Origin of the sequence: Desulfoscipio geothermicus DSM 3669, assembly GCF_900115975.1 — a bacterium.
In the GTDB taxonomy this organism is placed as follows: Bacteria; Bacillota; Desulfotomaculia; order Desulfotomaculales; family Desulfallaceae; genus Desulfoscipio; species Desulfoscipio geothermicus.
This window is the reverse complement of record NZ_FOYM01000005.1, coordinates 115,399-140,187: the sequence shown is the minus strand read 5'-3', so window position 1 is coordinate 140,187 and position 24,789 is coordinate 115,399. Positions and strand designations below refer to the sequence as shown.

The window sequence follows — 24,789 nt, the reverse complement described above, 5'->3', positions numbered from 1 at the left end:
TATTACATTAGCATCGCGCATGGTTTACCATGCCAGAAAATATAAGTTGCGTTTTGGCTGCCACAGTCCGTGGTTTATGACTTTCAAGCGTATTGCCTTGGCTTTAAACTAAACACTGGTTCTTGGCAAGATATTAATGTGTGATATAACCTTACCAAAATGTTATTTGGTTGGGCTTCTTGATTATTGCCTAAATCCTGTTTTAAGTTGAGGTGTTAAAATGGCTTAATTTTACGCAATAAAATTAATGACATACAGCAAATATTTATTGATATGTTATGGCAGTTAATTCCATTATTTTGCTGCTATTATTGCTAATTATGATATTTTCACGGATTCAGGTCTTTTTTAATACCGGTTCGGGCTTCGACATGAGTTGCTTATATAATGGTACCACTGTATTGGATGTAACATATCGCTTTTGCTTGTATACCGGGCAATGCTGGGTATACATTTTTTGTTGATTATCCATAGCTACAAAACAATTGTAGCCGATGCCGTAATAATCTCGATTATACCGGTAATCTTTAGGCAATTGATGAAATTGAAAAGGATAAAACTTGGAATTGATCAGTGTTAGTCCTAAACTGCAGTCAAAAAGGAAGGGTTCGGTGTTTCTTTTTGAAGTGTCAGCTGTGTTATTCACTAAATAAATTTTTATTCTACCAATATTATCAGAATAATTGTTGTATTTCAGCTGGATAATGGGTTCCCAATTAACAAGTACTTTCTCATCCGGTATTCTATTGATGAGGTCGAGGTAATCTTGTTGTGTTTTTATTTCCTGGAAATGCTTTTTTTTAGTCCCTTTTTTTATAGCACTGGGATCGTTTAATATGATTTCATGGCTTTTGGATATTTCGCTGCTTAAAGCATTATTAATTATTTCTTTGGCCGTATTTAAAGAGTTTATATCTGTTGTATTAATAGAGATTTCTTTGGTTTCTACATTGCATGTTATCTTTTTATATGCATTGGGGAGGTCCACAAAGCCGTCTTTAATACAGTATTCAAAAGCGGGGTAAAATCTATAAAACACAGAAAAGGCTATGTTAACTTTAAATTCAATCTTTTTATCGCGGGGAATTTCAAACAGGGTTTCAAGACCAATACTAGAAGGGTTTAATTTTTTAATGTAAGATTCTTCCTCGTAGTTTTCACCAGTAGTTGTATCTTGATTACCTACGGGGGCTAAATTCCCTATGAAATATCTTTCACTGGGTTTATCATATAAGCATGTTTCATCCGCCCGGCCGGAATTTCGGTTAATGATTTCTTGAATAACGTAATTACATATTCTTTCTTCATCCTTAACCCGCAACACTTAAATCACCTTCTTTTGTTATGGGCTAGTTATTTAACCAACCTACTAAATTTTTTCTTTTACCTGGATGGCGTAGTCTTCTGAATGCTTTGTCTTCAATTTGACGGATTCTTTCCCGGGTTACGCCATATCTTTGACCTATTTGTTCTAAAGTCATCGGTTCTTGATTATGTAATCCGAATCGCATTGCTATAACATTGGATTCTCGTTCTGTTAATAATTGCAAAACATTATCTATTTCTTCGGCCAAAATATTTGCCATAACTTCTTCTTCCACTCCTTCATAATCTGCAATAGCAACTAATTCTCTTAAAGGGGTGTCACCTTCCTCATTTGCCGGGGCATCAAGGGAAGGGTGTTCGTTCATATAATTTTCGATATAAAATAGGTACTGGTCCAGCATTTCTCTGTTCATTCCCATTTCCATTGCCAACTCTTGCATAGTAGGTTCTCGTTGTAATTCAAAAGTCAAATGTTTAATTGTCGTTCTAATTTTATTACAAGTATCCACCAGATGAACTGGCAAGCGAATTAAACGAGCTGTATCAGCAATTGCCCTGGTAATGGCCTGTGTAATCCACCAAGTAGCATAAGTGGAAAATTTATATCCTTTTCTATAATCAAATTTTTCGGTTGCTTTTATCAGCCCTGTAACCCCTTCTGAAACAAGATCATCCATCCTAAGTATACCCGCGTTGTTGCAATACCTTTTGGCGATGCTAATGACCAGGCGAATATTGGACAAGATAAGTTTATTTCTTGCCTCTTGATCTCCCTGTGCACATTTTTTGGCCACTTCATACTCTTCTTTTGGATTAAGGACTGGATAATTTCTTAAATCCCGCATTAATAAAGTAATAACGTCTCCAACATGATTAGCAGAAAAAGTATTATCCGAGTATTCTATTTCCTGATCAGCATTAGAAAATCGCATACCAGACGTGGTTAATACATCATCAACCGGTGTCAAGATGATTGTGGTATTCTTTAAAACACTTTTATGTATTATTCTGCCACCTATTTTTTCAAGTGTTTCAACTAATTTTGTTAGTTTGGTATAATCTATTTCGCTATCAATGTCCAGGTAATCTTCCATAATTTCGATAACGTCTATCACCTGGTTTTGATTAACTTTTAATAAATACTTTTGAGCTAATGCGTTGTACTTATCAATATTTTGATTCTTACAAGTTAGGTAAGAAGGTTTTTCGTCGTAAATAGATGACTCATTAAGGTGCGTTTTTTGATTATGTAGTAATAAATTTTTATCAATGATTTTCCCACCAATTTTTTCAAGCTGAGCCACAAAACGTTTTATTTTTTCGTAGTCAGGAACTTTATCTATATTTATAAAATCGTTGATAATTTCTTTGACGCTGATTGACTGTTTTTGGTTTTTTTTGGCCAGGTACTTATGCACAAGATTTGTATATGCAGCCTCTTTATTAACCATAATAACCCGCCTCAATAAATAAAAAATTTTTTGAATAACGAAAAAATTTTATTTTCGGTATTCCCCCAAATACCTTGTGCCATTAGAGCCAAAGCCAATGTAAAATTTGTTATTTTAAATTCTATTTCTGTCTATTATTGTAAAATCCTCTTTTTTATAATCTATTGTAACAACAGGTAGCTATTTTGAAGTATTTTAGTTTATGCCTAACCATCCATTCGCTATTCCCAGCTAATTCTGCTTATGGTTCGGTAACTCCTATTGTAACTTCTGTTTCCGGCAGGAGATTAACAAAAAACGTAAGAATACTTATTAGTTATTCTGGTGATAAAGCTGAGGTGTAGGAATGAGCGGTAAACTTATTAGGCTATTCCTTGTAGATGGAAAACCGGAAGGTATGAAAACTGTAGAAATATCCAATATGACTATATTAGGTACCATTTTCCCCAGAACAGCACTGGACATGTTTTCCAAAAGAGATGCAGCCTCACGTCCCGGAGTTTATATGTTACTGGGACCAGATGTAAACGAAGCCAATCAAAGCATATTATATATAGGCGAAGGGGACCCGGTTTTGCCACGGCTTAAATCTCATGCAGGCAAAAAGGATTTTTGGACCTATGCAATTGTATTTACCTCTAAAGATGATTACCTAACTAAAACTCAAATTAAATACCTAGAAGCTGAAATATATACCCTAGCTAAAACAGCCCACCGTGCTAAACTTGATAATACTCAAGAACCAACCCACCCCAATATCTCTGAAGTTGACAGGGCCGAAGTTAATCACTTTATGGTAGCCATAAAATTAATTCTCTCGGCTTTGGGTATTGATATATTGGAACCAAGAACATCCAATGAAACTATAGGCATAACTGACAGAGAAATCTACGAACTAACGGTAAAAAATGCTAAAGCGCAGATGGCCATTATTGATAACAAATATGTTGTACTAAAGGGGTCCACAGCTGTAGCAAAAGAAAGGAAGTCCGCACCTCCCTCTATTATTAAATTACGTCAAGACCTTATTGATGCTGAAATTATGGTACCGAATGATGAAGGCACCTTTATTTTCCAAAAAGATGCCAACTTTAATAGCCCAAGTTATGCGGCAGCAGCTATTGTGGGTGGTAGCGCTAACGGCCAAATCATGTGGAAATTTAACGGTAAAAGCCTTAAAGAACTTGAAAGAGAAAAAAACAAAGAGGAAGAACCAATTGAGGATTAACAATTGTCAAAGAATTCCGGTAAGCTAATCGCCCAAAATATTCGGACGATTAGCTTTTTTAATAAGGTTTTACATTTTTTACATTAAGTGAAATGATTGATTATTTATATCTCCATCACTTGACGAAGATTATTGTCATGGCCTACACACCCTACAGGGCTCATAACCTTCATCCAAGGCCTCATCCACAGTTTTAAACTTGACCAGGTTGGCCGGGGCTATCTTCTTTCCCCACTCGCAGTCGGGCCTGTGGAACTTGGTACTCCTGGAGCTGGCCACATAATAATCCTCTGCTTCCCCCGTTTTTTCTTCTCCGGCCGGGCCCCACAGGCCTTTATCGGCCTCCCTGGCTTCCCGCTGCAGCTTGACAAAAAGGTCCGCATACTTTACGTTGGGCGGGACGGTCATTACCTGGGCATAGCCGTTGAGTAGCAGCTCAGCGTTAAACATTTTGGCCCGCACTTCGGCTTCGGCATCATTTGCCGGCTGTTCCAGCCAGATGTAGGCCAGCAGCCTGCCGTAGCGGTCCCGTTCTTCCACGTCCGGCTCCAGCCAGATTTTGCGGCCGTCCAGCCGGCTTTTGGTATAAGCCGAGGCCTCTTTGCCGTAGGGCTCGATTTCCTTGGTTGACTCGGGGGTATTGACACCGATAAAGCGCACTTTCTCCTTTTTGCCGCCGGCCAGGGTAACATGTACCGTGTCACCGTCAACTACATAGCTAACGGTGGCGGGCAGCAAGCCCGGTACCGGGTCGTCGGCCGGAGCAGCGGTTTTGTTATCCCGGTCTTTTGTTTCCGGGGGTACGCTGTTCTTATTTTGTCCCGGTGTTTCCCCGTTTTGCCCCGGAGTTTCCCCGGCGGAGTTGGTCGGATCCTGCTCCGGGCTGTACTGTTCCTCTTGCTGCACTTGAGGGCCGGGGCTTTTCGATTCGCCCTGGGGTGTACTTGACTTGGCACAGCCTGCAGCCAAAACCAGGAATGCCAGTAATAAAGCGACCGGAGATATATACCTGCTAAATTTTTGCACCAGTTATCCCTCCCGTAAAAGATTATATCAATACCGTGTTAAGTTGATACTTTAGCTTACTTTACTCAAAAGACAGCATCTTGTCACACGGGTAAAAAAATTACAGGCCTTTGCCTGATTTTCTACTCCACAACGGGTGTATCTATACCATGCTTTATTAACCATTTTGGGATTTTATATTCCAACATTGGAGGCAGCCGCCCCGGCCGCCCGGTTCAGCCGAGCCAGGGAACCTGCCAATATACCCGTTGATATATTCTGCGCAGGCATGTCCAAAAGCCAAGCGGCGCCAAGCCAAGTTACGTTATATACGAAAGACGGAAAACACTTTACGTGAACCCGCGGCCCGGCGCCATGCAGCCGTTGAACCCGGAGCAGTAACAGAGAAAAGCTTTTGCTTTACATATATTTCTTGAATTCGTTCCATAATTTTGCCACATTTAAAGCCTACAATAGTAAAAAACAAAGGAGGTTGATAACATGAAGAAAAAAGTTGGTGTAGCGTTAGCCACCATAGCTCTGGCGGCCACGATGGCGGTGCCGGCTTTTGCGGACAGCACGGTTGACGCCCAAACATGGTTTGAGCAGCGGTTTGCCGCCAAACAGCAAGCAGTGGAACAGGCCGTAGAAGATGGTCGCCTGACCCCGGAGCAAGGGCAGGCCTTTAAAGAACACTTTGATGCCATGTACAAATTCCATGAGCAAAACGGTTTTACCTGTCCTTACGGTACTCCCGGACAAGGCCCGGGTTTTGGCCGCGGCCGCATGGGCATGGGCTTTGGCCCCGGTGGTATGGGCAATGGGTATGGTCCTGGCGGCATGGGGTTTGGTAATAATACCCAGCAGCAATAAACATAATGCACTGTTTTTCGACCATAATCAAGCACAAAATCTAAATAAGTTACAACCTACCAGGTAGGATGAAGCGAACAACCAGGCGTTATTGATCCTACAAGTTTTATCGATTTAATTTTTTCTTTTGGTATAATTTCAGAAGTGACCGGTGTGCGAATTATTATGCCGTCAGTAGTTACCTGATAACGTCTTGGTGAAAATAGTAATGGTAATAAATAAATAAAACCTAAAGTTAATATACCAGCACCGATAATCAAGAGGATTGTAACAAATTTGCTGTTTCTATCCCACGGAGCTAGTTTAAACTCTTCATGCATAGTCAATCACCTATCTTATTGAACACCTTTATTTAATTTACTTCACAACAGTATTTTTAGGCAGTCTACTTTTACCTGGAGGCGGTACCAAATGTTTTCGTAAGGCCCACCGGCCCGTGTTCAACAGCCGGGTTACAGCCATTTTTTCAATGCCGGTCATCTCTGCTATCTCGGAGTAACTCAATCCTAATATCTCTCGCAAAACCAATACTAACCTCTCTGCAGGCTGCAACGTTAAAAGGGCTTCTTGTATTTTGTTTGTACTATTGCCTTTAGTCGGCGTGCTACTTTTATCTTTAAGTGAATTTTTGCCCGAGCCGGATGTGGTTTTATTCATGTACATTAAACACATATTATTCAGGGCTGTATTTAAATTTGAATTACCGTTTAATGCGTCAAAAACACCCTTTACCAGTTCCTCAGTTTCCTTGTGACTGCCAGTCAATCTGTATCCTGTGTTGTAGAGCAAATTTACTATTTGCTTGGGAGAATCGCCCTGCTTAAACGTTTCGCCCAGTTTGGGCATGGTCCCTTCCCCTTCCCGTTTATAATACAGTTAACGTGTGGCATTAAGTTCAAAATCAACCTTCGGCAACCTCTCCCCCATACTTCTCAGCTGCAAAATAACTCTGTCGTTCTCGGGAATGGGGAAGGAAACCTTGACATGTTTATCATCAAGCCATTCCATACGTATATGCTCCTGCCAGAATTCTTTATCTTTAATACGAAAGTCAGGGCGGTAATAATGCGGTGGTTTATCCTCAGTCCCTTTAAAACTGAAGTAAAAGGCCAGCTGTTTATTCTCTTTAACTGCCTTTTCCAGGATATAAGTTACCGGCCCATATATAAAGACACCATTTATTGCTCGTTCCCCTTGTCGAGGATAGTTAAACTCTAAGGTTTGTTCTTTTTTCGGGAAACGATACAGGTACAGCGGTGGAAAGGTCAGCTTTAATTCCCTGGCTGACGGGTCTACCGGTTCAAAGTGGAACGAACCCTTAATCCCACCCGTTACCGGATCGGTTTGTGTATGGGTTTCATTAAGTTTGATTCTTTTACCGTTGGTTACGTCAATTAGATCCGCCCAGTTACCAGGTAAGAAGGCACCGTATTCCTTAATCATCGGTGCTGGCGGCGTGCGGCTAACCCGACTTTCCGCGCTGGTAGGACCATTTGGTCCCATAACAGTATACATGGGCCGGTCCAGACCGATGCCCACACCTGCTATTGACGGGTCCTGCGGCCAGCGCACCCGGAAAAAGATAATACTTTCAGAGAGGCCCAGCACTGCCCGGTCCAGGGCCAGTTCTACCGGTTCTATTGTTTTTTTCAGGTTAGGGTAAAACTCCCTGGTATTTTGGGCCACTGTAGTTGGGTCAACAGGTATTTCAAATTGTGTTTCTCCCGGCATTTCACCGGCGTTAAAGGAAAGGGTTAATTTTTCTGCATCCAAATTAACCGGTTCTAAATCATACATAAAATATTTACCCTGTATGCCCCTGCCTCCGCGCGGGTCATAATGCACGCCTTTATCGTCTGCCATGTTTATTTGTATATTGCCATCTCCCTCTAGACGCGGGTCTACACTGTAAAAAACGGTGGTCCGGGCGGAATCCAGCAAAATTTTATCAACTGTAATAGTATAGGGGCCAAGTTTTTTGGACTGGTTTACCTCAGAGAAGAGATCCATCTGTTCAGCCTGTCTGAATGACGGGTCTCGCAGAGCCATATTTCGCCCTGCCTTGTATGAAGCCCAGGCTATGGTAGAAGCAGTAATGATTATGCCTACCATAAAAACCACTGCCACCCGGCGCAGTCGGCCCCAAACCCCATCTATACCGGATATGGGGGAAGTTTTACCTTCGTCCGGTGTCGCAATAGCAGGCTGCCCGCATAACTCCAGCAAGTTCCGACAAGATGCGCATTCTGCAAGGTGACGTTCCACCATTTCCAAAGAAGCATCACTGGCCACACCATCTGCGTACAGAGGTAAAAGATCTTTAATTATTTCGCATTCATAGTTAGTCATGGTCATCACCTTCTAGTTGTTTATGTAGTTGGTAAAATTTTTGCCTGGCCCGGAAAAGGGTTACCCGCGCCGCTGCTGGGGATTTTCCCAGTATGGCTCCTATTTCCTCAAAAGTTAATCCTTCCACCTCTCTTAGTATTATCACCGCCCGGTAATCCACAGGCAGTTGCTCGAGCACCAGCCGTACCAGCCGCAAGTTTTCCACTTCCTCCAGATGCCGGGCCGGATCACTTGTACTGTTTACGTCAGGAATATCATGGTTTAGTGGCAAATTGCGCTCCCCGGGACAGCCTCGCAGGTAACCGGTATAGACGTAATATGCAATGCGAAACAACCAGGTGGACAGGGCAGATTCACCACGAAATCCATCCAGGGATACAAAAGCCCGGCAAAAGGTTTCCTGGGTTAACTCATCCGCCAGGTGATAATCCCCGCCCATACGGTATAAATATCGGAAAATTGATATCCTATAACGTTGATAAAGCTTTTCTATAGTTGACATGGCCATATCAAAAACCGCTCCCGGTTATTGGTGTCGGAACATAGTAAAATGTTACAGCAATTATGCAATTTTTTTGCAAAAAAAAACAGGAATACTTAATTACATTATCCCTGTCCCTAATACCTTTTTAAATTACATAGCTTCTGTTGTTGACTGCGTTATTGTGAAGGAATGCCTGGCTTGCGTCCTGTTCATAATTCTTCCGGCCCCATGGGGAGCAGAGAAATTCCCGAACAATAAAGAAACAATTACCATAAATACCATGGTATTCTGACCAAGGTTGCGTAATAACTTCTGCCTATTCTTTAATTTAAGGTCCGGCTACCGACAGCAGCTTTAAAACAGTTTCATGGATCTGCATAGCAAGAAACGGCTGGCGATTAAATGCCAGTTGAGCGGCTGCAACCAAATGGCGGGGCTCAGTTCCTGCAGGCAGCACTTGCAAATGCCCGGCATTCATTATAGCGTCCGCTAAAATTATAATTAAGCCCTGGTCTCGCGCGTCAAAATTAATAATCTGGCGCAGGGAATGCTTGTTTAAGCTTGATAGGGGTGTGTGTAAAATGGCGTCTGTTACCCTCTCCGCCAAAGCTATTGAACTGTCCAAACTTGCCCGGGCTACTATTGTTTTACCGTTTCCTTTCTGCAGCCATATCAGTTCCCGCGGTACGGGAGCAGATGAAGACCAGATACGCTGCTCCAAAGCTTGTGCGTCATCCTCAAATCCCAACCGGCGCAGCACCGATATATTCATTAATACGCGAAGTAAGGGTGTAGGATGTGAAGAAGGACTGTTTATGCCGTACCACCCACCTACATTATTAAAGCCGATTAATTCCTGCATTGTGGCAACTGCTGACGGGCCGCACATCAATAAACCAAACAGGTCGGCAAATACTTCATTAAGCCAACTACTCCAGAGTGTACTGGCGAACTGAACCGGCGTCTTTTCTACCACTACCGTGCGGTTATTAACCTTAAGCGCAGCATAAACCGGGGAGTATAACACCGAGCCGGAAAGCAAAACTTTTTCTACCACAGAAGTAACCAGGTAATCCAATTCATTCCCCAGATTATCAATGCAGAAAAAAATATCATGCCCGGTTTCATGGGCCAGAGCAGTCCATCTCCACACATTGCTTAAAGCAGCACGGGGCATATGAATTATAGCCAAAGGCCGGTCTATTGTTGGGGGTAAGGTATAATAAGCCCTAGCTCCCCCACGTCCCAGAAATGCCAAGGGGGTAGCTTGCTCCCAATAGGATGTGCGAACTTTATTTAATGCAGGATTTTTCAAAAACCGCCAGAAAAAGTTAGCTACCAAATTATCTGCCGCGGAAAGTTCAGCGTTAAATAGCACGGCGTAACGCTGCAGCACCATATTAACAAAATCAAACCAGTACCCCGTTATCTTATCTTGTTCAACTTCTTTTTTCTTGAAGGTGCGATCAAACCAGTCAAAAACATGTCCCAGTTCGTGAATACGCGTTATTAACGAAGGAGTAGCCCGGGCTAATAACATAACTTCTTCCAGGTCTTTACGATAATTTAAAACGCGTTGGTGGCTGATTGCATTTAATAAACTGATATCGTACATACATTACCTCAGTCCTCATTTACAGTGTTTGTAAATACATTACTTAAAGCCGATACACTGAACGAACCCAGCGGAATGGAGATTACCATAAGGAGGGCTCAAAAATCACATAAAATTGCTATTGTAATAGTTTTACCCAGTTATTGACTGTAAGATGTTGAAAATTTTTTTAATAAAGAAAAGCTTTTTACCCGGTTATTTTTAAAATATGATGAAGGTATGTATGCGTAAAAAAAGCGGTCTCCGGCACCACGCCGAAGACCGCTTTTTTTGCACTGTTTACACCAATTGCTTTTGTCAATTAGTTAGCTTCCTTTGGTTTATCAGGTATTTTTAACTTTTGACCCAATTGCAAAAACGATTCAGGTGATATACCATTAAGTTCGGCTATTTTAGATGCATAAATCTCCGTGCCATAAAATGCTATAGAAATGCTGGTTAAAGAATCACCAGGCTTTACCTCATACATGGTATAGTTGCCTTCGGTTTGTTTGCTTTCCAGCTGCTTGCTATCCGATTGCTCGTTTTTTTCTCCAGTGCTTTTTTGAACATTGTTATTGTCTATATTTTTTAAGGTAGCAATTTGTTCTTTAAGAGTTTTCACCTCAAGCTTAAGTTTATTATTATCTATTATCAAAAAAAGTCTTTCATTATTGACATACCATAAGCCAATTAAAGATATAATCGCCAGCAGCATAGCCGAAAAAGCAAAAATCTGCCAACCAAATTGTTTATTTTTTTTGTTATTACTTTCCTCGATTTCATTTAAATTAATATTCTCAATATCAGTCATATTTAACAACATCTTTCCATCTTTCTACATAATAATATAATAATTATACCATAAACCAATAGCATTCTTAATTTGCATGTTTTTCCATATATTTAAAATAAAACAAGAAAATAAAGCCTTAAACGCAAATCAGTTAGACATAACATCACCATTGTACCTGTAACGCTTTCAGTATAACTATACCTGTTGTATTTTGTCCACAACGGTATACCTTCACCGTCAAAAAACCTGACAGATTATAGCCCTTTAACTCCCTGTTCCTCAACCCACTGTGCAATTTCCTTGCATGTAACGCGTTCCACAAAGCTATGATAGCCCTCCCTCATCACTATTATATTTGTGTTTACATACGGTACCACCAGCTGAATTTTGCCGGTCGGTTCCACAATCAGGGCCTGAAAACCCAGTTTGCGAATAAACCGCATGCACTCCTCAACGTTATCAGCATCCATACGGTTAAAGGCCTCGTCAAAAACAACCAGGCGCAGCGTGTCCTTTTTTCGATAGAGATGGTACACCTGGTAAAAGGAAGCTAAAATAGCCACATAAAAAGGTATCTGGGCGCCACCTCCCGACTCGGTTCGGGACACCTTGGAAAAAAAACTTTTGTTACCCTGTTCATCGGTGATTATAATGTCAAAGTCAAGGTAAGAACGGTAATCGGTAAGTTCCTGCATTTTATCCTGCCGGTCATTGGAGGTAATTTCCTCAAAAAGACGATTGAAACTATCACCGTATATGTCCTGAAACACCGTACTGAAAAGTAATTCGCTTGTTCCCAACTGGGAACCCTCTATCATTTCGTAAAATTCGCGTAACTCGGGCTTGGGGGTCAGGCTGAACCTGTAGGAATAATTGCCGAATTTTAAATCCTGCAGTGCAAAGTTCAGCTCATCTATTTCTTCATGGGCCAGCCTGATGGCCTCATGCAAACGCGACAGAAAATGTTCTTTTAAAGCTTGCTCCGCCTTTTTCCGTGCTTCCCCGGCTTTCTCGCTATATTCGGGCAGGTGAATCTCTTTTAAAAAATGCAACCGCTGTGCATATAATTGGTTATCCGGCGCTGTAACATCGGCTAGAAAATTAAATTTTTTATTAAATTCATGCCGGACGTTAACCACTTGATCCATTTGATTTTTAATTTTGGTTCCCAGGCCTTGAATACTTACATAGTAATTTCGCGCCAGTTCGGCGGGCGACCGTTGTTCACTTTCCCGCTCCCATTTATCCCGGCATGCTTCCTTTAATTCTTCCGTTAGTTTTTCCACATATGCTTGATACTCTTTATTGCAATTATCTTTTTCCACCGTAAGCTGCTGCAGTTTCTGCTCATACAATTCGAGTTTCGCTTGCATTTGGCCTTTTTCAGTGTTAATTTCACCTATTTTTTTGTCACACCGTCCAATTTCGGTTTCTTTTTCCTTTTTTGCTTTTTCCAACATCTCCAATTCTGAACGGTCAAGATAAAGTAATTCCTGTTGTGCTTGCACCAGTTCCCATTCCAGATTTTCCAACTCTTTACATTCAGCAAAATCCTTTTGCCACTGTTGGTAAAGGTAATCCTTGTCACTGTTTAAATTTAAAACGCTGTCGGCTTTTTTAAATCTGTCTTTAATGAGAGATAATTCCCCCCGGCACCGTTTCAACTCTTCCCGCTTACCGGCCAGCTGTACCTGCATGGCTTTTTCGCCAATGTATGGCACTTCGTAGCGCCTCTTGGGGATTTGGCGGGCGGTATAATTTTGGTAAAGCATGCAGGTATTGGTAATGGCCCGCTTGTAGAGTTTCAAATCATTTTCCGATGTACATTTAATAACCCCGCCCAAAAGCCAATCGGCGTAAGCGCGAATATAATCCTTTTGGGCGACAATCTCTTCGGCAAGGCTCCCCTCAAGCGGCGGCCTTACCTCCTTTACAAGCTTGTCCGTATTTACCAGGCCCACGTTTTCCATACCGTGGGTGAATTTATAACTTTCATAAATACCCAATGCCTGGTCAAAGTATCCGGGAGGCACCAGAAGGTCAAACTTTTGGGTGGAAAGGTAACCCTCTATGGCGTTTTGCCACCGCCGGTCACGAATGTCTATAGCCTCGCAAAAAACTTCAACCGGGACGCATTCCTGGTCGTCTTCCGGCAAAAGATGCTCCTCCAGGAGCTTTTTTAGCTTCATAACGGAAGAATTGCTGCTCAATACCCGGTTTTTTTCCAGGCTTTTAATGGCCAGTTCAATTTCCTTCACCTGCCTTTGCAATGCTTCTTGCTGCCTTTGCCATTCCGATGCCTGAACAATGAGCCATCGCATACTTTCTTTCCAGGAACGAGCCAGCTTGCCCAAGTCCGTAGGGAAATAACCCACATCCAGAAACATAAGCCATGCCTGCTTATCTTCCATAAGGGAGTCAGTTAATTCGGGAGGTGCCTCCACCCAGCGCAAAACCTCGCTAATCTTTTCCCTGTCCCGCATGTCCAATTTAACCTGGTGCAACAGGTTCTGTCGTTTCTCCGTTAATCTTTCCAATTGTTCTTTTAGCAATGCAATCTGTTGCCTTAATTGTTTTTCCTTTTGGACAACCTCATTTTCTTTGATTTTTTCAATTAATTTTTCCTTTTCGGCATGCAGTTTTTTGTATTTTTCCTCCAACTCCCGCAGTTCCCCCAAAAGCCACCGGAAACGCTCCTTGGTCTTTTGGTATTGCTGCCGGGTTTCTTCCGTTTCCCGCGCTTTTTGCTCAAAGTTACCCCTTAATAACATATATCGCCCGACTGCTTGCTGCCGCCGCAAATTTTCAACTTTTCCGTATTCCCGGCATTCTTCCTCCAAAGCTGCTATTTCCGCTTCGGTGTTTAAAATTTGTTCTTCCATTTGGCGGTATCTTTCAGCGTAATCCCGCATAGTGTCCACGTCTACGGGCCGCTCCTCCAGTATATAGCTGTAAATAAACTTGCGGAGGTTTGTTATTGGCTTAAAGGAGATTCCTTTAACGAAAAGTGAAAAAAATGATTCCTTGATCCCGCCGAATAGCTGGCGCAGATCGTTTCTGTAGCCCTCGATATCGTTACGGTACTGGCGAAAATTGCACCCCCTGGATTTGATGTGACGGAGAAACTGCTCCCTGTTACGTGGGTACCCGTCTTGTAAAAAGAGATCATCCTCCAACGAACATGCGTCGATTATAAAAAATACGTGCTCCTCCTCCCCGGAGTCGCAATAGTAATCGAAAACCACGCCGATCAAGCAGGATTCGTTGGTCGTTGAATGGGTCATCTCAAGCACTATGTAGCTGGAAAAGTCCTCTTCGTTCCCCCGCAAATAGGTATACTTGCCTTCCGTGCCGGTCCTGCCCCGCAGGTAACTTTTAAGGTTTCTTTCAGTCTTTTCATCAAAAGCGGCGGAATTGAACAGGACTTTTTTCATATTGGAAACAATGACCACCTGCAGAGCATCGATCAGCGTAGACTTACCTGCCTTGTTGTTCCCGGTAATGAGAGCACTGCCGTCAACCGGGATAGTCTCATTTGTAAAATAATGCCAGTTAATCAGCTTTATCCCGGTCAATAACATCGTCTTCATCCCCCTTTGCCTTATTTGCCTTGATCCAAGTTGCCAATCTTTCCACGCTGGCCACATCAACAACCAGAAGGAGAGAAGGATATAGGATATAGACAGCGTCCGGGTCCTTCCATTGCCCGCGCTTCAAGTCCAAAATAGAAAAGTTGCTGAAAAGTTTTAATGCCTTTTCCATGTCATCCCGGGCTGGCAAACGATTTTTTATTTCCAGGGCCATATATTTTTGCTGGATATCCTCACCCGATATCAATATCTCCCGGGTCAGTCGCAAATCCTTTTGCTTTTCATCATAAAGCAGCCTCAGGATAAATAAAAAAATAGTTTCCTGCAAAGTAAAATGGCACCTGTTTTTTCCATAACGGTTGTAGAGTTGAAACACAAAGAGACGCTTATCATGATGCAAATCCCAGCCCGAAAGGAAAAAGTAATCAATAAAGATATCCAGATAACGCTCAACAAACCGGTAATAAAGACGGTCTTCTTCCCGCTCGTACACCAAATAATTCTGGCTTAAAAGTAAGTTTGCCGCCTTACGAAAAGTTTCCTTGTCCTTGTCCGAAAAATCTCCGTATTCCCGGTACCAACTCAACTTTTCTTCTCCTTCCTCTTTATGACCAAATTAGGCACCTCAACCGTACCCCCTTTTATCGCCACTGTTTCGCCTCTTTTCCCTTCCAGGCGGTAGCCGGCCCCGGGGGATTGGCTGTAAAGAATAATGTAAATAAGTTTCACCCACTGGTTTCGGTTCTCAAGAGGTACACGCTCCAGGGGACAAACATCTTGTTCATCCAACAAGCTGTCTACATAATTATTTATTTGCTCCACTGTTACCTCTTCGGCCACCCTCGAACCAAATTGGAAAAGTTTTTCTCTGCGTATCTCATCGGGTACGGAGAAAACGCGCAGAAGTTGGGGATTATGAGCCTGCCGCGCCGCAGGGGGCTTTCTCAGACTCTGGCTGTCCACGACAGTCTGGGGGAAAAGGGCTATGGAACGGGCAACTTCTTCAGGGGCCAACGATTTTTCCCCTGACCCCTTGGCCAATTGCCCCAGGTAAGCCAGCACAGTAAAAATATGCTGGCCGGCCCCCCTGCCCTGGTGCAGTTTGAAGCGAAGGCGGTCCGCCGCTGACCTGGCATACCTGGCATTGCGCCGGTCAATTTCACCAAGCAGCCTGTCCATTTCCTGACCGAAGGACGATTCTATGTACTCAACCCACTCATATAACATGTTCTCGGCGGTCACCCTGTCCGGTGCTCTTTTTTCCTGCACCATGATACCGGCCTGATTAACGATTTCTGCCCGGTTGGAATTCCATTCCCTGATGCGCTTTAATATACCGATGCGGTACTTGGATATATGCTCCGAAGTTTTGAGCCTGTAGTATTGCGCGCCAAGGACCTTGGTCTGGTACTCATCAAAGATTTGACTCAGTATTGCGCGCACATCTTCTGTCTCCAGGAGTTTTTCGGTGTAATTCTTGATGCTGTGATTTAAACTTTTCAAGCCGTCAATCAATTCCCGGGTGGATTCATAAGCTTGCTGCAGGGCAATATAAGAAAACCATTCACTGCCGGTAAGGTTTTGATAAATACTGAGTATCCTTCCCTTAAACTCCACCCGGTAGCCCGTGCGAATTTTGTTCATGGCCTCCAAGATAACAATGGCATAGTCGGGGATTGATATCCTAAAAGTATAATCGGATTCCGGCTCCAGGTTCAGCCATCCTGTGTCCAACAGCCTGCGCAAAAGTTGAAAGGCCCGCTCGCGGGCACTTTTTGCCGCATCCTCCCAATCGCCCTCTTCCTCAACTTGCCATGCTAATTCTCCCATACTTTCCAGGTATTCCGTAAACAGTTCAATTACATGTTCTCGGGAAAGGGTGTAAATTCGTTTCTTGTATTCCCGGTAAACTAAAAATAACAAATCAACATACACTTCTTTAAGACTTCGACTAAAAACAGAGAACAAATTTTCCGGTATCAGTGAAAAAAAATCTTTCCCAAAACTTTGCATATCCACAACCTACTTAAATTTACTGATTTATCTTTTGTTAGTTAAACATAATATATCAAAAAGACAGGGCATCCGGGATAATTAAACAATGATTGACAGCGAAAATTTAAGCCGAACATGGATTTTAAACCATGCCCGGCTTTATTTTTTACCATACTCTTTGTAGGATTTACGTTAAAGATGCCTCGAAAGCCCTGATCATTTCCCTGACCATATGGCCGCCGATTTTACCACCGATATGCCCGCCGATAACACCGGCATCTTTAGATTTTAAATCGCCGTTGTAACCTATTTTCAAAGGAATGCCAACTTCTTGCGCCACTTCATATTTAAAGTTGTTTAACCTGTTTTGATACTCGTACTCGTTATCAACGCCACTAAATTCCGGGAGTTCCTGAATCACAGAAAACTTTAAAGGGTTAAGAAATTCTTTTGCCAATGTGATTCACCTCCAATATTATAGTGTGCTTTTTTAAAGTTATTATACTGACATGATTATACACAATTTCAAAAAGTGGTTCTATGAATTTGTTCATCATCTGCAAGGATGGGGGGAATATTAGTTGATGTCTCAAGAATAATTTCTAGATTATGGATTGACGCTTCGCTTTCCACCAAGATTAATACTTCTCTTATTAATTTATTAATAGAACAATGGGTACGTTTCGAATAACCTGGTCGAGCTAAGTGTAAAAATTCTGAAATAAGCCTGTTGACGTGTTTCAGCTCGGATAACATAATGCTTAAATACTCTTCCTTGGGCGTTCCTTGTAAGTCCTTCTGTAGTAATTGCAAAAAACCATTGATAGTTGTAAGCGGGTTCCTAATTTCGTGTACTGCTACTGCAGCCAGTTGGCCTAAAATAGCCAGCTTTTCTGCTTTAATAATCGCGTTCTCCAATTCTTGCTGCCGTCCCACCGGTATAAAGACTGCCATGGCTCCTATTGTGGTACCGCTTTCATCTGTAATTTGATATGTATTTACCCAATAGGCATTGAATCAATTACAGGAAGCACGGCCTAAGGCTTTAGATCTTGGAATTCCTTGCCTGTAGAAAGGGTTTGCAACAGCTTACTAAAGCCTGTTCTTGAACCATTTAGAAAATCCTGGAGTGGTCGACCTAAAACTTCCTCATACTCAAGTCCGGCCAGCCTGGATAGTGTCCGGTTGATTTCCCGCTCTTTAACCAGAAAGGATGTTAGTCCCAAACGGCGTAACCCGCTGCAAAAGCTATACACAGTCTTACGCAGTGCAAGAGGGTTATCCACGATGTTTCTAAAGTGGCTAATGCTGTCAAACACAATTCGCTTAGCACCAACTTCGTTAACGATCTCTTCAACAAGGTTTATTTCCGCGTTAGCTAATACTTCCGGAGATGTACACAAAATACGCAGCTTATCAGCCTTTTCCAAGCTCTGCAGATTCCAACCAAAGTTCAGAGCATCACGATATATTGACTCGGGCAATTCCTCACAAGTAATAATTACCCCCGGCTCGTTAAATTGCGTAATTCCCCGGTATACAAACTCTATACCAAAAGTGGTTTTACCCGCACCGGGAACCCCTTCTATTAAAACCGAATTGCCTCGTACAATCCCGCCATATACAAGTTCATCAAAGCCATTAATTCCGGTACGTACTTTATCCAAGAAACTTTCCCCCCCTTCCTTTGACTCCTGGTACTAATATTCGAAATTATGCATAAGGAATCCTGCCAAATTATGCATAATTTTCCTCATTTTTTTAAATGTTGCAAGCTGCTCTGCAAGAATTTCGTAACGAAATGGCGGCGGAACCGGCCAATCAAATGACTCTTGTGTTATAAAGATTTTCCAGTTCACCGTCATCAGCAAAACAATTGCGCCAGCTGCTCCATCCCATTGATAAGCCGCGGGCCGGTCCGACACAGAAAGTGGCAGGGGATAGTGTATACACGCCCTGTTTGGGTTGCTATCACATTTTTTAGTAAGGGATTGTTTAAAATGCTCTTAACGTCCCGCACACAGGGACGGTTTATCAGGTTGCAGCCCGGACATCTTTTTTTAATTGGTTCACCAGGGGCGCTGCCACAGGATAAAATAATTTCCGGGTTATAGCCAATTATTTCTTCCCAGGTAATAGAGACATAAGAAATATTTTCAGCAACCGGAATAGGAGCGGCTCCCAAGATACAAAGGGCGTCGTATTGGCAGGATGCCGGGCCGGGGGTCATTAATTTATTCTCGCCCATGATAAATATTACCCTTGGGCGCTGAAGATTTTTAGATTTTTCTTTAATCCTCACAAGCCTATCCCGTAGCTCAAAAATTAATAACCTACCTGATTCACCTTGTTTCGTTAACTCCATTATTTTTTCCATCGCCTCAAAAACTTCGCTGACCGTGCGGGGCTCAAAGTCAAAAACCTGAACACCTGCCCGGCGCAACTCCGCCACACAGCTACTATGCATTCTTCCGCCGGCAAGGACAAGGTCGGGTCGTAAGGACACTATCCTGGCAGGCTCCGGGCAGGCAAAAGTACCAATTTTTTTTATTTGCAAAACGGCAGACGGGTAATCACAGTGTTCAGTAACCCCGACCACATGATCCCCAAGGCCCAGGGCAAACAGTATTTCTGTATGGGAAGGTACCAGTGAAACAATGCGCATAAAAAAATCACTCCCAATTATAGTCTTATGATAATCTGAAAATTTTTGACGGCAATAAAAAAGGGTTCACTTACAAAAAGGTAGAACTCCTTTATCTTGGCAAGGAAAACATTTTTATTTAGCTTTAAAGTAATATTCCTGGATACTATAAACTTATTTATACTATAGATAAAATCCTATAATTTCGTGGGTAAATAAATTTTAAGCGGAGGAAATTGCGATTGAAAAAAGCAGTTGTAGTATTATCAGGAGGTCTCGATAGCACTGTATGCATGTCAGTGGCAAAGCAAGACGGGTATAAAATTTTCCCAATAACATTTTCCTATGGGCAACGCCACAGCAGAGAAGTTGAGCAGGCTAAAAAAGTTGCAGAATTTTACAGGTGTAACAAACACCTTATTTTAGATATTGGATTTTTCAGGGAAATTGGCGCAAGTGCCCTGACATCTTATAACATCGACGTGCCTACGGACAGATCTGTAGAGCAAATGCAAGAGGACATTCCCGTAACTTATGTCCCTTTCAGAAATGCCGTTTTCTTATCAATGGCTGTGGGCTATGCCGAGGCAATACAAGCTGAAAAGATTTACATTGGGGTTAACGCATTGGACTATTCGGGATATCCCGATTGCCGCCCCCGGTTTATACAGGCCTTCCAGGAAGCGGTAAACTTAGGAACGGCAGCATCAGACAAAAATATGCCCATAAAAATTGCCACACCTCTAATATCCTTAACAAAAGGTGAAATCATTAAAGTTGGGGTAAAAAACGGCGCTCCCCTGCACCTTACCACAAGCTGCTATTTAGGTGGGGAAAAAGCCTGCGGCAAATGCGATTCCTGCAGGCTCAGGCTGAAAGGCTTCAGGGAGGCAGGGATTCAGGACCCCATTGAATATGAAATCAAAGATTGAAAGATATACTTTTTTACTTAATACCAATCAGCACATGAAGCTGGGGTAGGACCTTCACATTATCTCCCCAATCAGGGTCCGCGGTGGCATATTCGATAAGCCACTTCAAAACCGGTAAAGGGTCCTCCTTTGTACAGGCCTGCAAAGTAAAAGGGTAGGAAGGATACTGCTTATATATTTGTTTGGCGTAAATATAGTCTTCCTCCGTACCAACTACCAGCTTAAGCTCTTTGGATGTATCACTGTGCATAAACTTGTCGAAGGCTGAGACAGGTGTAACGTTCCCGGAGCTTGGCGGCTTGGGAGATAAACATACATGGTCCGCATTATAAAGCCATGGTGGTATTATTGACCCCTGGGTCTCAATATGTATTACGTAATTTTCCTGGTGAAGCAGGCCGATAAGTTTGTCCAAATCATGGATACATGGATTCCCGCCTGTAACAGTGACTCGACGTGAACCTCCACAGGAACGCTTATTTACTAAATGGACAATTTCTTCTTCACTTAATAACTGTTGCGCCTGGCTTACACTTTGGGCATATTGGGTATCACACCATGAGCACCTGTAGTCACATCCCGCCATTCTAATAAACATGGTGCGGTGCCCGGAGTATAGGCCTTCGCCTTGGATAGTGGGTCCAAAAATTTCACATACTGGAAGTCTGGACATCTGTAACATAAACCTCCACACAACTCGTAGGTGTCTCCCAAAGCTTTATCTTATATAATGTTGGCACCTTATTCTGCAATGAACGGCAAATCCAGATTGCTATGTTTTCTGCAGTGGGTATATAGGGTAAAACATCATTAAGGTAGCAGTGATCCAATTTTTTGATGATATGTTCTTTTACCAGGCTCTTTAGATCATAGAAGTCCATCACCATGCCCGTTTCCGTATTAACCGGACCACGTATGGTAACTTCTAATCTATAGGTGTGACCGTGAACGTTCTTGCAGTGCCCTGGATAATTTGGAAGGGAGTGCGCGCTGTTAAAGGTAAATACCTTAGTAATTGACGCAATGTTTTGAGGTGCCAACAGATACTTCATCCTTTCTGTCACTATGTTATAGCCTTAATTCCATAAAAATAGCAAGTATTTCTTTTTTTATTTTGTCAAATATATTAATTATTCAACAAGGAACTTTGATAACCTTCAATTATGATAAGATTCCAAAACACTGAAATTATATAACAGGTCAAGATAAAAAATAATTTTAGCTTGTACACTTTCAAGAAAAAATTTGCTTTAAAATAAGCAGGCGCCGGTAAAAACCGGCGCCACCTTTAACGTGCCGTTTTACATATACGTTCCCGTCTCCCGATATGACATCGTGGTACCATATTGCGGGTTCGGGGAGACACCCACGGTATAACTATAAGTTAATTCACTATTCCTCATGCTCTGCAGGGCACTGGCCAACTCGTTGATATGCTGCTGCACGCGGTTTAAAACATAGGAAGCCATTTCTATGCGCTCACTGATGGTTTGATTCATTTGACCGGTGGCCTGGGCTATCTCAGCCGCCAGGTTTCTGGCGTTTTGCGCCGCATTAAACGCCCCTTGCATGTTCCCGGCATTTAAAGACATGATAACCTCATCGCAGGCCGCAATCAGGTTCCGGGAAACGCCGACGGTCCTGTTGACCTCGCCCACAATCATCATCCCGTGGCGCACGGCATGCTGGATAAACGGATTGGTCTGATTATGATACATAGTTCAACCTCCTTCTATTTTTTCAAGATTATTATTTATAATCTGCTGTTAAATATACTTATTTCAATTAACTGTAATTACTAAAAAAGAGCGACTGAAGGCCGCTCCGCTTTCCAACAACACAACGCAGTTAACTTATTCATATTTTTGCAGCAATACAAAACCAATAGAACCCCGCCCGTCGGGGTTCTATTGGTTTTGATTATTCAGCCGGTAATTATCAGCCGAGAATTTCCTTGAGATCCTGTTCCGGCGTGGTGATCAGCTTCAGGTTGTAATTCTCCTGGATAACGCCCAGCACGTTAGGCGTCAGGAACGCCGGGGCCGAAGGGCCGATGCGGATATTCTTGATGCCCAGGTGCAACAGTGTAAACAGGATGGATACGGCCTTTTGTTCAAACCAGGACAGCACCAGGCTCAGTGGCAGGTCGTTGACGTCGCAATTGAAGGCCTTGGCCAGGGCGACGGCCACCTGAATCGCCGAATAGGCGTTGTTGCACTGCCCCATGTCCAGCAGGCGCGGAATGCCGTCAATATCACCAAAGTCCAGGTAATTGAAGCGGTATTTGCCGCAACCCAGGGTGAGAATCAGGCAGTCTTCGGGCACCTGCTTGACAAATTCGGTGTAGTAACTGCGAGATGCCTTGGCGCCCTCGCAACCGCCCACCAGGAAAATGTGACGTATTTTACCGGCTTTGACAGCCTCGATCACCTTGTCGGCTATGGACAGCACAAAATTGTGGTGGAATCCGGTGGTCAGCGCGCCGCCTTCTTTCTCCGGCAGGGGCGGCAGGGACTTAGCCTTTTCAATTACCGCCGAAAAGTCCCTGTTTTCAATATGGGTTACGCCCGGCAGCCTGGCAATGCCGCAGGTGAACATGCGATCTTTGTAGGTTTCCTTCGGTACCAGGACACAGTTGGTAGTACCCAGGATGGCGCCGGGGAATTCGTCAAATTCTTTCTTCTGGTTCTGCCAGGCGGAGCCGTAGTGGCCCACCAGGTTTTTGAATTTCTTCAGTTCCGGATAAGCATGGGCCGGCAGCATTTCCCCGTGGGTATAGACATTGACCCCTTCGGCTTCGGCCTGCTTCAGCAGTTCGTAAAGGTCCAGCAGGTCGTGGCCGGTGATGAGAATAGCCGGGCCGGGTTTGAATCCGGTGGATACTTGTGTCGGTTCAGGTGAACCAAACTGGGATACATTTGCCTTATCCAGCAATTCCATGGCCCGCAGGTTCATCTCGCCACACTGCAGCACTTTTTCCACGTGGTTGTTCAGGTCAAAATTGACGTTGGTCAGGGTGGTAAAGAGAGCGTCATGCATAAAGGCATCTACTTGCTCATCCCGGGCGCCCAGTTCCCTGGCGTGAAAAGAATAGGCCGCAACACCTTTCAGCCCGATAAGCAGGGCGTCCTGCAGGCTGGCCACATCCTCATTCTTGCCGCAAACCCCCACTTTGGTGCAGCCGGTTCCGCCGGCAGTTTGTTCACACTGGTAACAAAACATTACTATCTTCCTCCTTTTTATTATTGATAATCCTATTTATTGCTCGGTTGTTTATTGGTTGATTATACTTTACAGGAAAATTTTTGACCGTACTATGATTTATCTCACACCATAAGTTTTAGATTTATCACACCCCTTAATGCGGAAACAATTACCGGGTGTATAATGAAAGCGCTTTGACCAAAATATCCTACATGAAAACGACAACTAACAATATTTCAACATTAAAAGTAGCGGCGGTTTATATGGGGACCGTAGTCGGCGCGGGATTCGCATCCGGCCAGGAAGTGCTACAGTTTTTTAGTTTTTTTGGTATCACCGGCATTTTCGGCTTATTGGTGGCCGCCTTGTTATTTGTCTTCTTCGGACTGGTGATACTGGAACTGGGCCGCCGGTTGAATGCCGATTCCCATCGGGAAGTCATTCAGTATGCCGGTGGGCGCTGGCTCGGCACAGTCATTGACGGTGTCATCACGTTCTTTTTATTTGGTGCGTTAACCGCCATGGCGGCCGGGGCCGGGGCCATATTCGAAGAACAATTCGGCCTGCCGTTTATACTGGGCAGCCTGGTAATGGTGATCATTACCATGCTGACCGTGCTGCTGGGTATATCAGGCGTGATCAACGCCATCAGTTTTGTGGTGCCCGCTTTGCTGGTTTCCGTGCTGGGCATTACCGTTGCAACGTTGGTTACATCACCCCTCAACCCGGGGGAAGTCACCGATTGGGCCCGGGCGGCCCGGGCTGCCGTGCCCTCCTGGCCCCTGTCGGCCATCACTTACGTTTCCTATAACCTGGTGCTGGGCGTTTCCGTACTGGCCCCGCTGGGCAAACATGTGAACAATCCGAAGACTTTACAAAAAGGAGCATTGTTGGGAGGTATCGGCCTGGGCATCGGCGCCCTGGCCATCAATTTGACCATGCTGTCGAGGATACCCGAGGTTGCGGGGTACGAAGTGCCCATGGTATTTGTGGCTGCCCAGTTCTCACCGTTGATTCAAATTGCTTACAGCGTGGTGCTGCTGGCGGAAATCTATACGACCGCCGTGGGCAGCCTCTACGGGTTTGCCGAAAGAATTACGGACCAAGGCAAGCCCTTGTTCAAGTGGCTGGTCATCGGTACCGGCATTGTGGCTTTCGCTGCCAGCCAGTTTGGTTTCTCCACTCTGGTACGCGTACTTTACCCTGCAGTGGGCTACGCGGGGTTGTTAATGCTGGGTGGGCTGTTGTACGGGTACGCCAAGGAACACCTGATCGCCCAACCGGCCTATAAAAGGGAATAAAGCAAGGGAACACCGCA

Annotated in this window: 24 protein-coding genes; 4 read left to right on the top strand and 20 right to left on the bottom strand. The window is 43.6% G+C overall.

Going from position 1 to position 24,789, the window contains the following annotated elements; translation table 11 throughout:
- Positions 1-337 precede the first annotated feature (337 nt).
- On the bottom strand, positions 338-1,324 hold the full coding sequence (locus tag BM299_RS04720) for a hypothetical protein (protein WP_092482313.1): 987 nt from the start codon (positions 1,322-1,324) through the stop codon (positions 338-340).
- A gap of 25 nt (positions 1,325-1,349) precedes the next feature.
- Positions 1,350-2,777, bottom strand: coding sequence for a sigma-70 family RNA polymerase sigma factor (locus BM299_RS04715; protein WP_092482312.1), 1,428 nt, complete (start codon positions 2,775-2,777; stop codon positions 1,350-1,352).
- 346 nt (positions 2,778-3,123) lie between these two features.
- Here BM299_RS04715 and BM299_RS04710 point away from each other — a divergent pair, with 346 nt between their 5' ends.
- Positions 3,124-4,005: a GIY-YIG nuclease family protein gene (locus BM299_RS04710; RefSeq protein WP_092482311.1), complete on the top strand. Its 882-nt coding sequence runs from the start codon at positions 3,124-3,126 to the stop codon at positions 4,003-4,005.
- Between the two features lie 135 nt (positions 4,006-4,140).
- Here BM299_RS04710 and BM299_RS04705 read toward each other — a convergent pair whose 3' ends face one another.
- Positions 4,141-5,031 (bottom strand): thermonuclease family protein, encoded by an 891-nt coding sequence (locus tag BM299_RS04705; RefSeq protein WP_245779646.1) that lies wholly within the window; start codon positions 5,029-5,031, stop codon positions 4,141-4,143.
- A 480-nt stretch (positions 5,032-5,511) separates the two neighbouring features.
- On the opposite strand from BM299_RS04705, the gene BM299_RS04700 reads away from it, so the two are divergent.
- Entirely contained in the window at positions 5,512-5,883 is a 372-nt protein-coding gene (locus BM299_RS04700) for a DUF2680 domain-containing protein (protein ID WP_092482309.1), read from the top strand.
- Between the two features lie 56 nt (positions 5,884-5,939).
- On the opposite strand, the gene BM299_RS19060 is transcribed toward BM299_RS04700, so the two are convergent.
- From BM299_RS19060 to BM299_RS04640, 13 genes are all read right to left on the bottom strand, one after another.
- Complete coding sequence (locus tag BM299_RS19060) at positions 5,940-6,203, bottom strand: hypothetical protein (RefSeq protein WP_131820606.1); 264 nt, start codon at positions 6,201-6,203, stop codon at positions 5,940-5,942.
- 37 nt (positions 6,204-6,240) lie between these two features.
- Entirely contained in the window at positions 6,241-6,729 is a 489-nt protein-coding gene (locus tag BM299_RS04695) for an RNA polymerase sigma factor (RefSeq protein ID WP_092482308.1), read from the bottom strand.
- 30 nt (positions 6,730-6,759) lie between these two features.
- A complete protein-coding gene (locus tag BM299_RS04690) occupies positions 6,760-8,232 on the bottom strand; it encodes a zf-HC2 domain-containing protein (RefSeq protein WP_092482307.1) in 1,473 nt (490 codons plus the stop codon).
- Positions 8,225-8,740 carry an RNA polymerase sigma factor gene (locus tag BM299_RS04685; RefSeq protein ID WP_092482306.1) on the bottom strand — a complete coding sequence of 172 codons (516 nt, stop codon included), beginning with the start codon at positions 8,738-8,740 and terminating at the stop codon, positions 8,225-8,227. Before BM299_RS04685 ends, BM299_RS04690 begins: the two co-directional genes overlap by 8 nt.
- Positions 8,741-9,044: 304 nt before the next feature.
- Positions 9,045-10,331: a hypothetical protein gene (locus BM299_RS04680; RefSeq protein WP_092482305.1), complete on the bottom strand. Its 1,287-nt coding sequence runs from the start codon at positions 10,329-10,331 to the stop codon at positions 9,045-9,047.
- A gap of 301 nt (positions 10,332-10,632) precedes the next feature.
- On the bottom strand, positions 10,633-11,124 hold the full coding sequence (locus BM299_RS04675; RefSeq protein WP_165608183.1) for a LysM peptidoglycan-binding domain-containing protein: 492 nt from the start codon (positions 11,122-11,124) through the stop codon (positions 10,633-10,635).
- 236 nt (positions 11,125-11,360) lie between these two features.
- Positions 11,361-14,696 carry an ATP-binding protein gene (locus tag BM299_RS04670; protein WP_207545126.1) on the bottom strand — a complete coding sequence of 1,112 codons (3,336 nt, stop codon included), beginning with the start codon at positions 14,694-14,696 and terminating at the stop codon, positions 11,361-11,363.
- Entirely contained in the window at positions 14,659-15,282 is a 624-nt protein-coding gene (locus BM299_RS04665) for a DUF4194 domain-containing protein (protein ID WP_092482302.1), read from the bottom strand. The genes BM299_RS04670 and BM299_RS04665 overlap by 38 nt, the downstream gene beginning before the upstream one ends.
- A complete protein-coding gene (locus BM299_RS04660) occupies positions 15,279-16,619 on the bottom strand; it encodes a Wadjet anti-phage system protein JetA family protein (protein WP_131820605.1) in 1,341 nt (446 codons plus the stop codon). The genes BM299_RS04665 and BM299_RS04660 overlap by 4 nt, the downstream gene beginning before the upstream one ends.
- Positions 16,620-16,878: 259 nt before the next feature.
- Positions 16,879-17,148, bottom strand: coding sequence for an alpha/beta-type small acid-soluble spore protein (locus tag BM299_RS04655; RefSeq protein WP_092482300.1), 270 nt, complete (start codon positions 17,146-17,148; stop codon positions 16,879-16,881).
- 68 nt (positions 17,149-17,216) lie between these two features.
- On the bottom strand, positions 17,217-17,645 hold the full coding sequence (locus BM299_RS04650) for a histidine kinase dimerization/phospho-acceptor domain-containing protein (protein ID WP_092482299.1): 429 nt from the start codon (positions 17,643-17,645) through the stop codon (positions 17,217-17,219).
- Between the two features lie 83 nt (positions 17,646-17,728).
- A complete protein-coding gene (locus tag BM299_RS04645; RefSeq protein WP_092482298.1) occupies positions 17,729-18,358 on the bottom strand; it encodes an RAD55 family ATPase in 630 nt (209 codons plus the stop codon).
- 197 nt (positions 18,359-18,555) lie between these two features.
- Positions 18,556-19,356, bottom strand: a complete 801-nt coding sequence (locus BM299_RS04640) for an ABC transporter substrate-binding protein (RefSeq protein WP_092482297.1) — start codon at positions 19,354-19,356, stop codon at positions 18,556-18,558.
- Positions 19,357-19,577: 221 nt separating this feature from the next.
- On the opposite strand from BM299_RS04640, the gene queC reads away from it, so the two are divergent.
- Positions 19,578-20,267, top strand: coding sequence for a 7-cyano-7-deazaguanine synthase QueC (gene queC, locus BM299_RS04635; RefSeq protein WP_092482296.1), 690 nt, complete (start codon positions 19,578-19,580; stop codon positions 20,265-20,267).
- Positions 20,268-20,280: 13 nt separating this feature from the next.
- Here the strand turns inward: queC and queE are convergent, their stop codons facing one another.
- From queE to hcp, 4 genes are all read right to left on the bottom strand, one after another.
- Complete coding sequence (gene queE / locus BM299_RS04630) at positions 20,281-20,940, bottom strand: 7-carboxy-7-deazaguanine synthase QueE (RefSeq protein ID WP_165608180.1); 660 nt, start codon at positions 20,938-20,940, stop codon at positions 20,281-20,283.
- On the bottom strand, positions 20,918-21,319 hold the full coding sequence (gene queD / locus BM299_RS04625) for a 6-carboxytetrahydropterin synthase QueD (RefSeq protein WP_092482294.1): 402 nt from the start codon (positions 21,317-21,319) through the stop codon (positions 20,918-20,920). The genes queE and queD overlap by 23 nt, the downstream gene beginning before the upstream one ends.
- A 249-nt stretch (positions 21,320-21,568) precedes the next feature.
- Complete coding sequence (locus tag BM299_RS04620) at positions 21,569-21,985, bottom strand: hypothetical protein (protein WP_092482293.1); 417 nt, start codon at positions 21,983-21,985, stop codon at positions 21,569-21,571.
- A 220-nt stretch (positions 21,986-22,205) separates the two neighbouring features.
- On the bottom strand, positions 22,206-23,489 hold the full coding sequence (gene hcp / locus BM299_RS04615; RefSeq protein WP_092482292.1) for a hydroxylamine reductase: 1,284 nt from the start codon (positions 23,487-23,489) through the stop codon (positions 22,206-22,208).
- Positions 23,490-23,734: 245 nt separating this feature from the next.
- Here hcp and BM299_RS04610 point away from each other — a divergent pair, with 245 nt between their 5' ends.
- Complete coding sequence (locus BM299_RS04610; protein WP_245779645.1) at positions 23,735-24,772, top strand: YkvI family membrane protein; 1,038 nt, start codon at positions 23,735-23,737, stop codon at positions 24,770-24,772.
- Positions 24,773-24,789 lie beyond the last annotated feature (17 nt).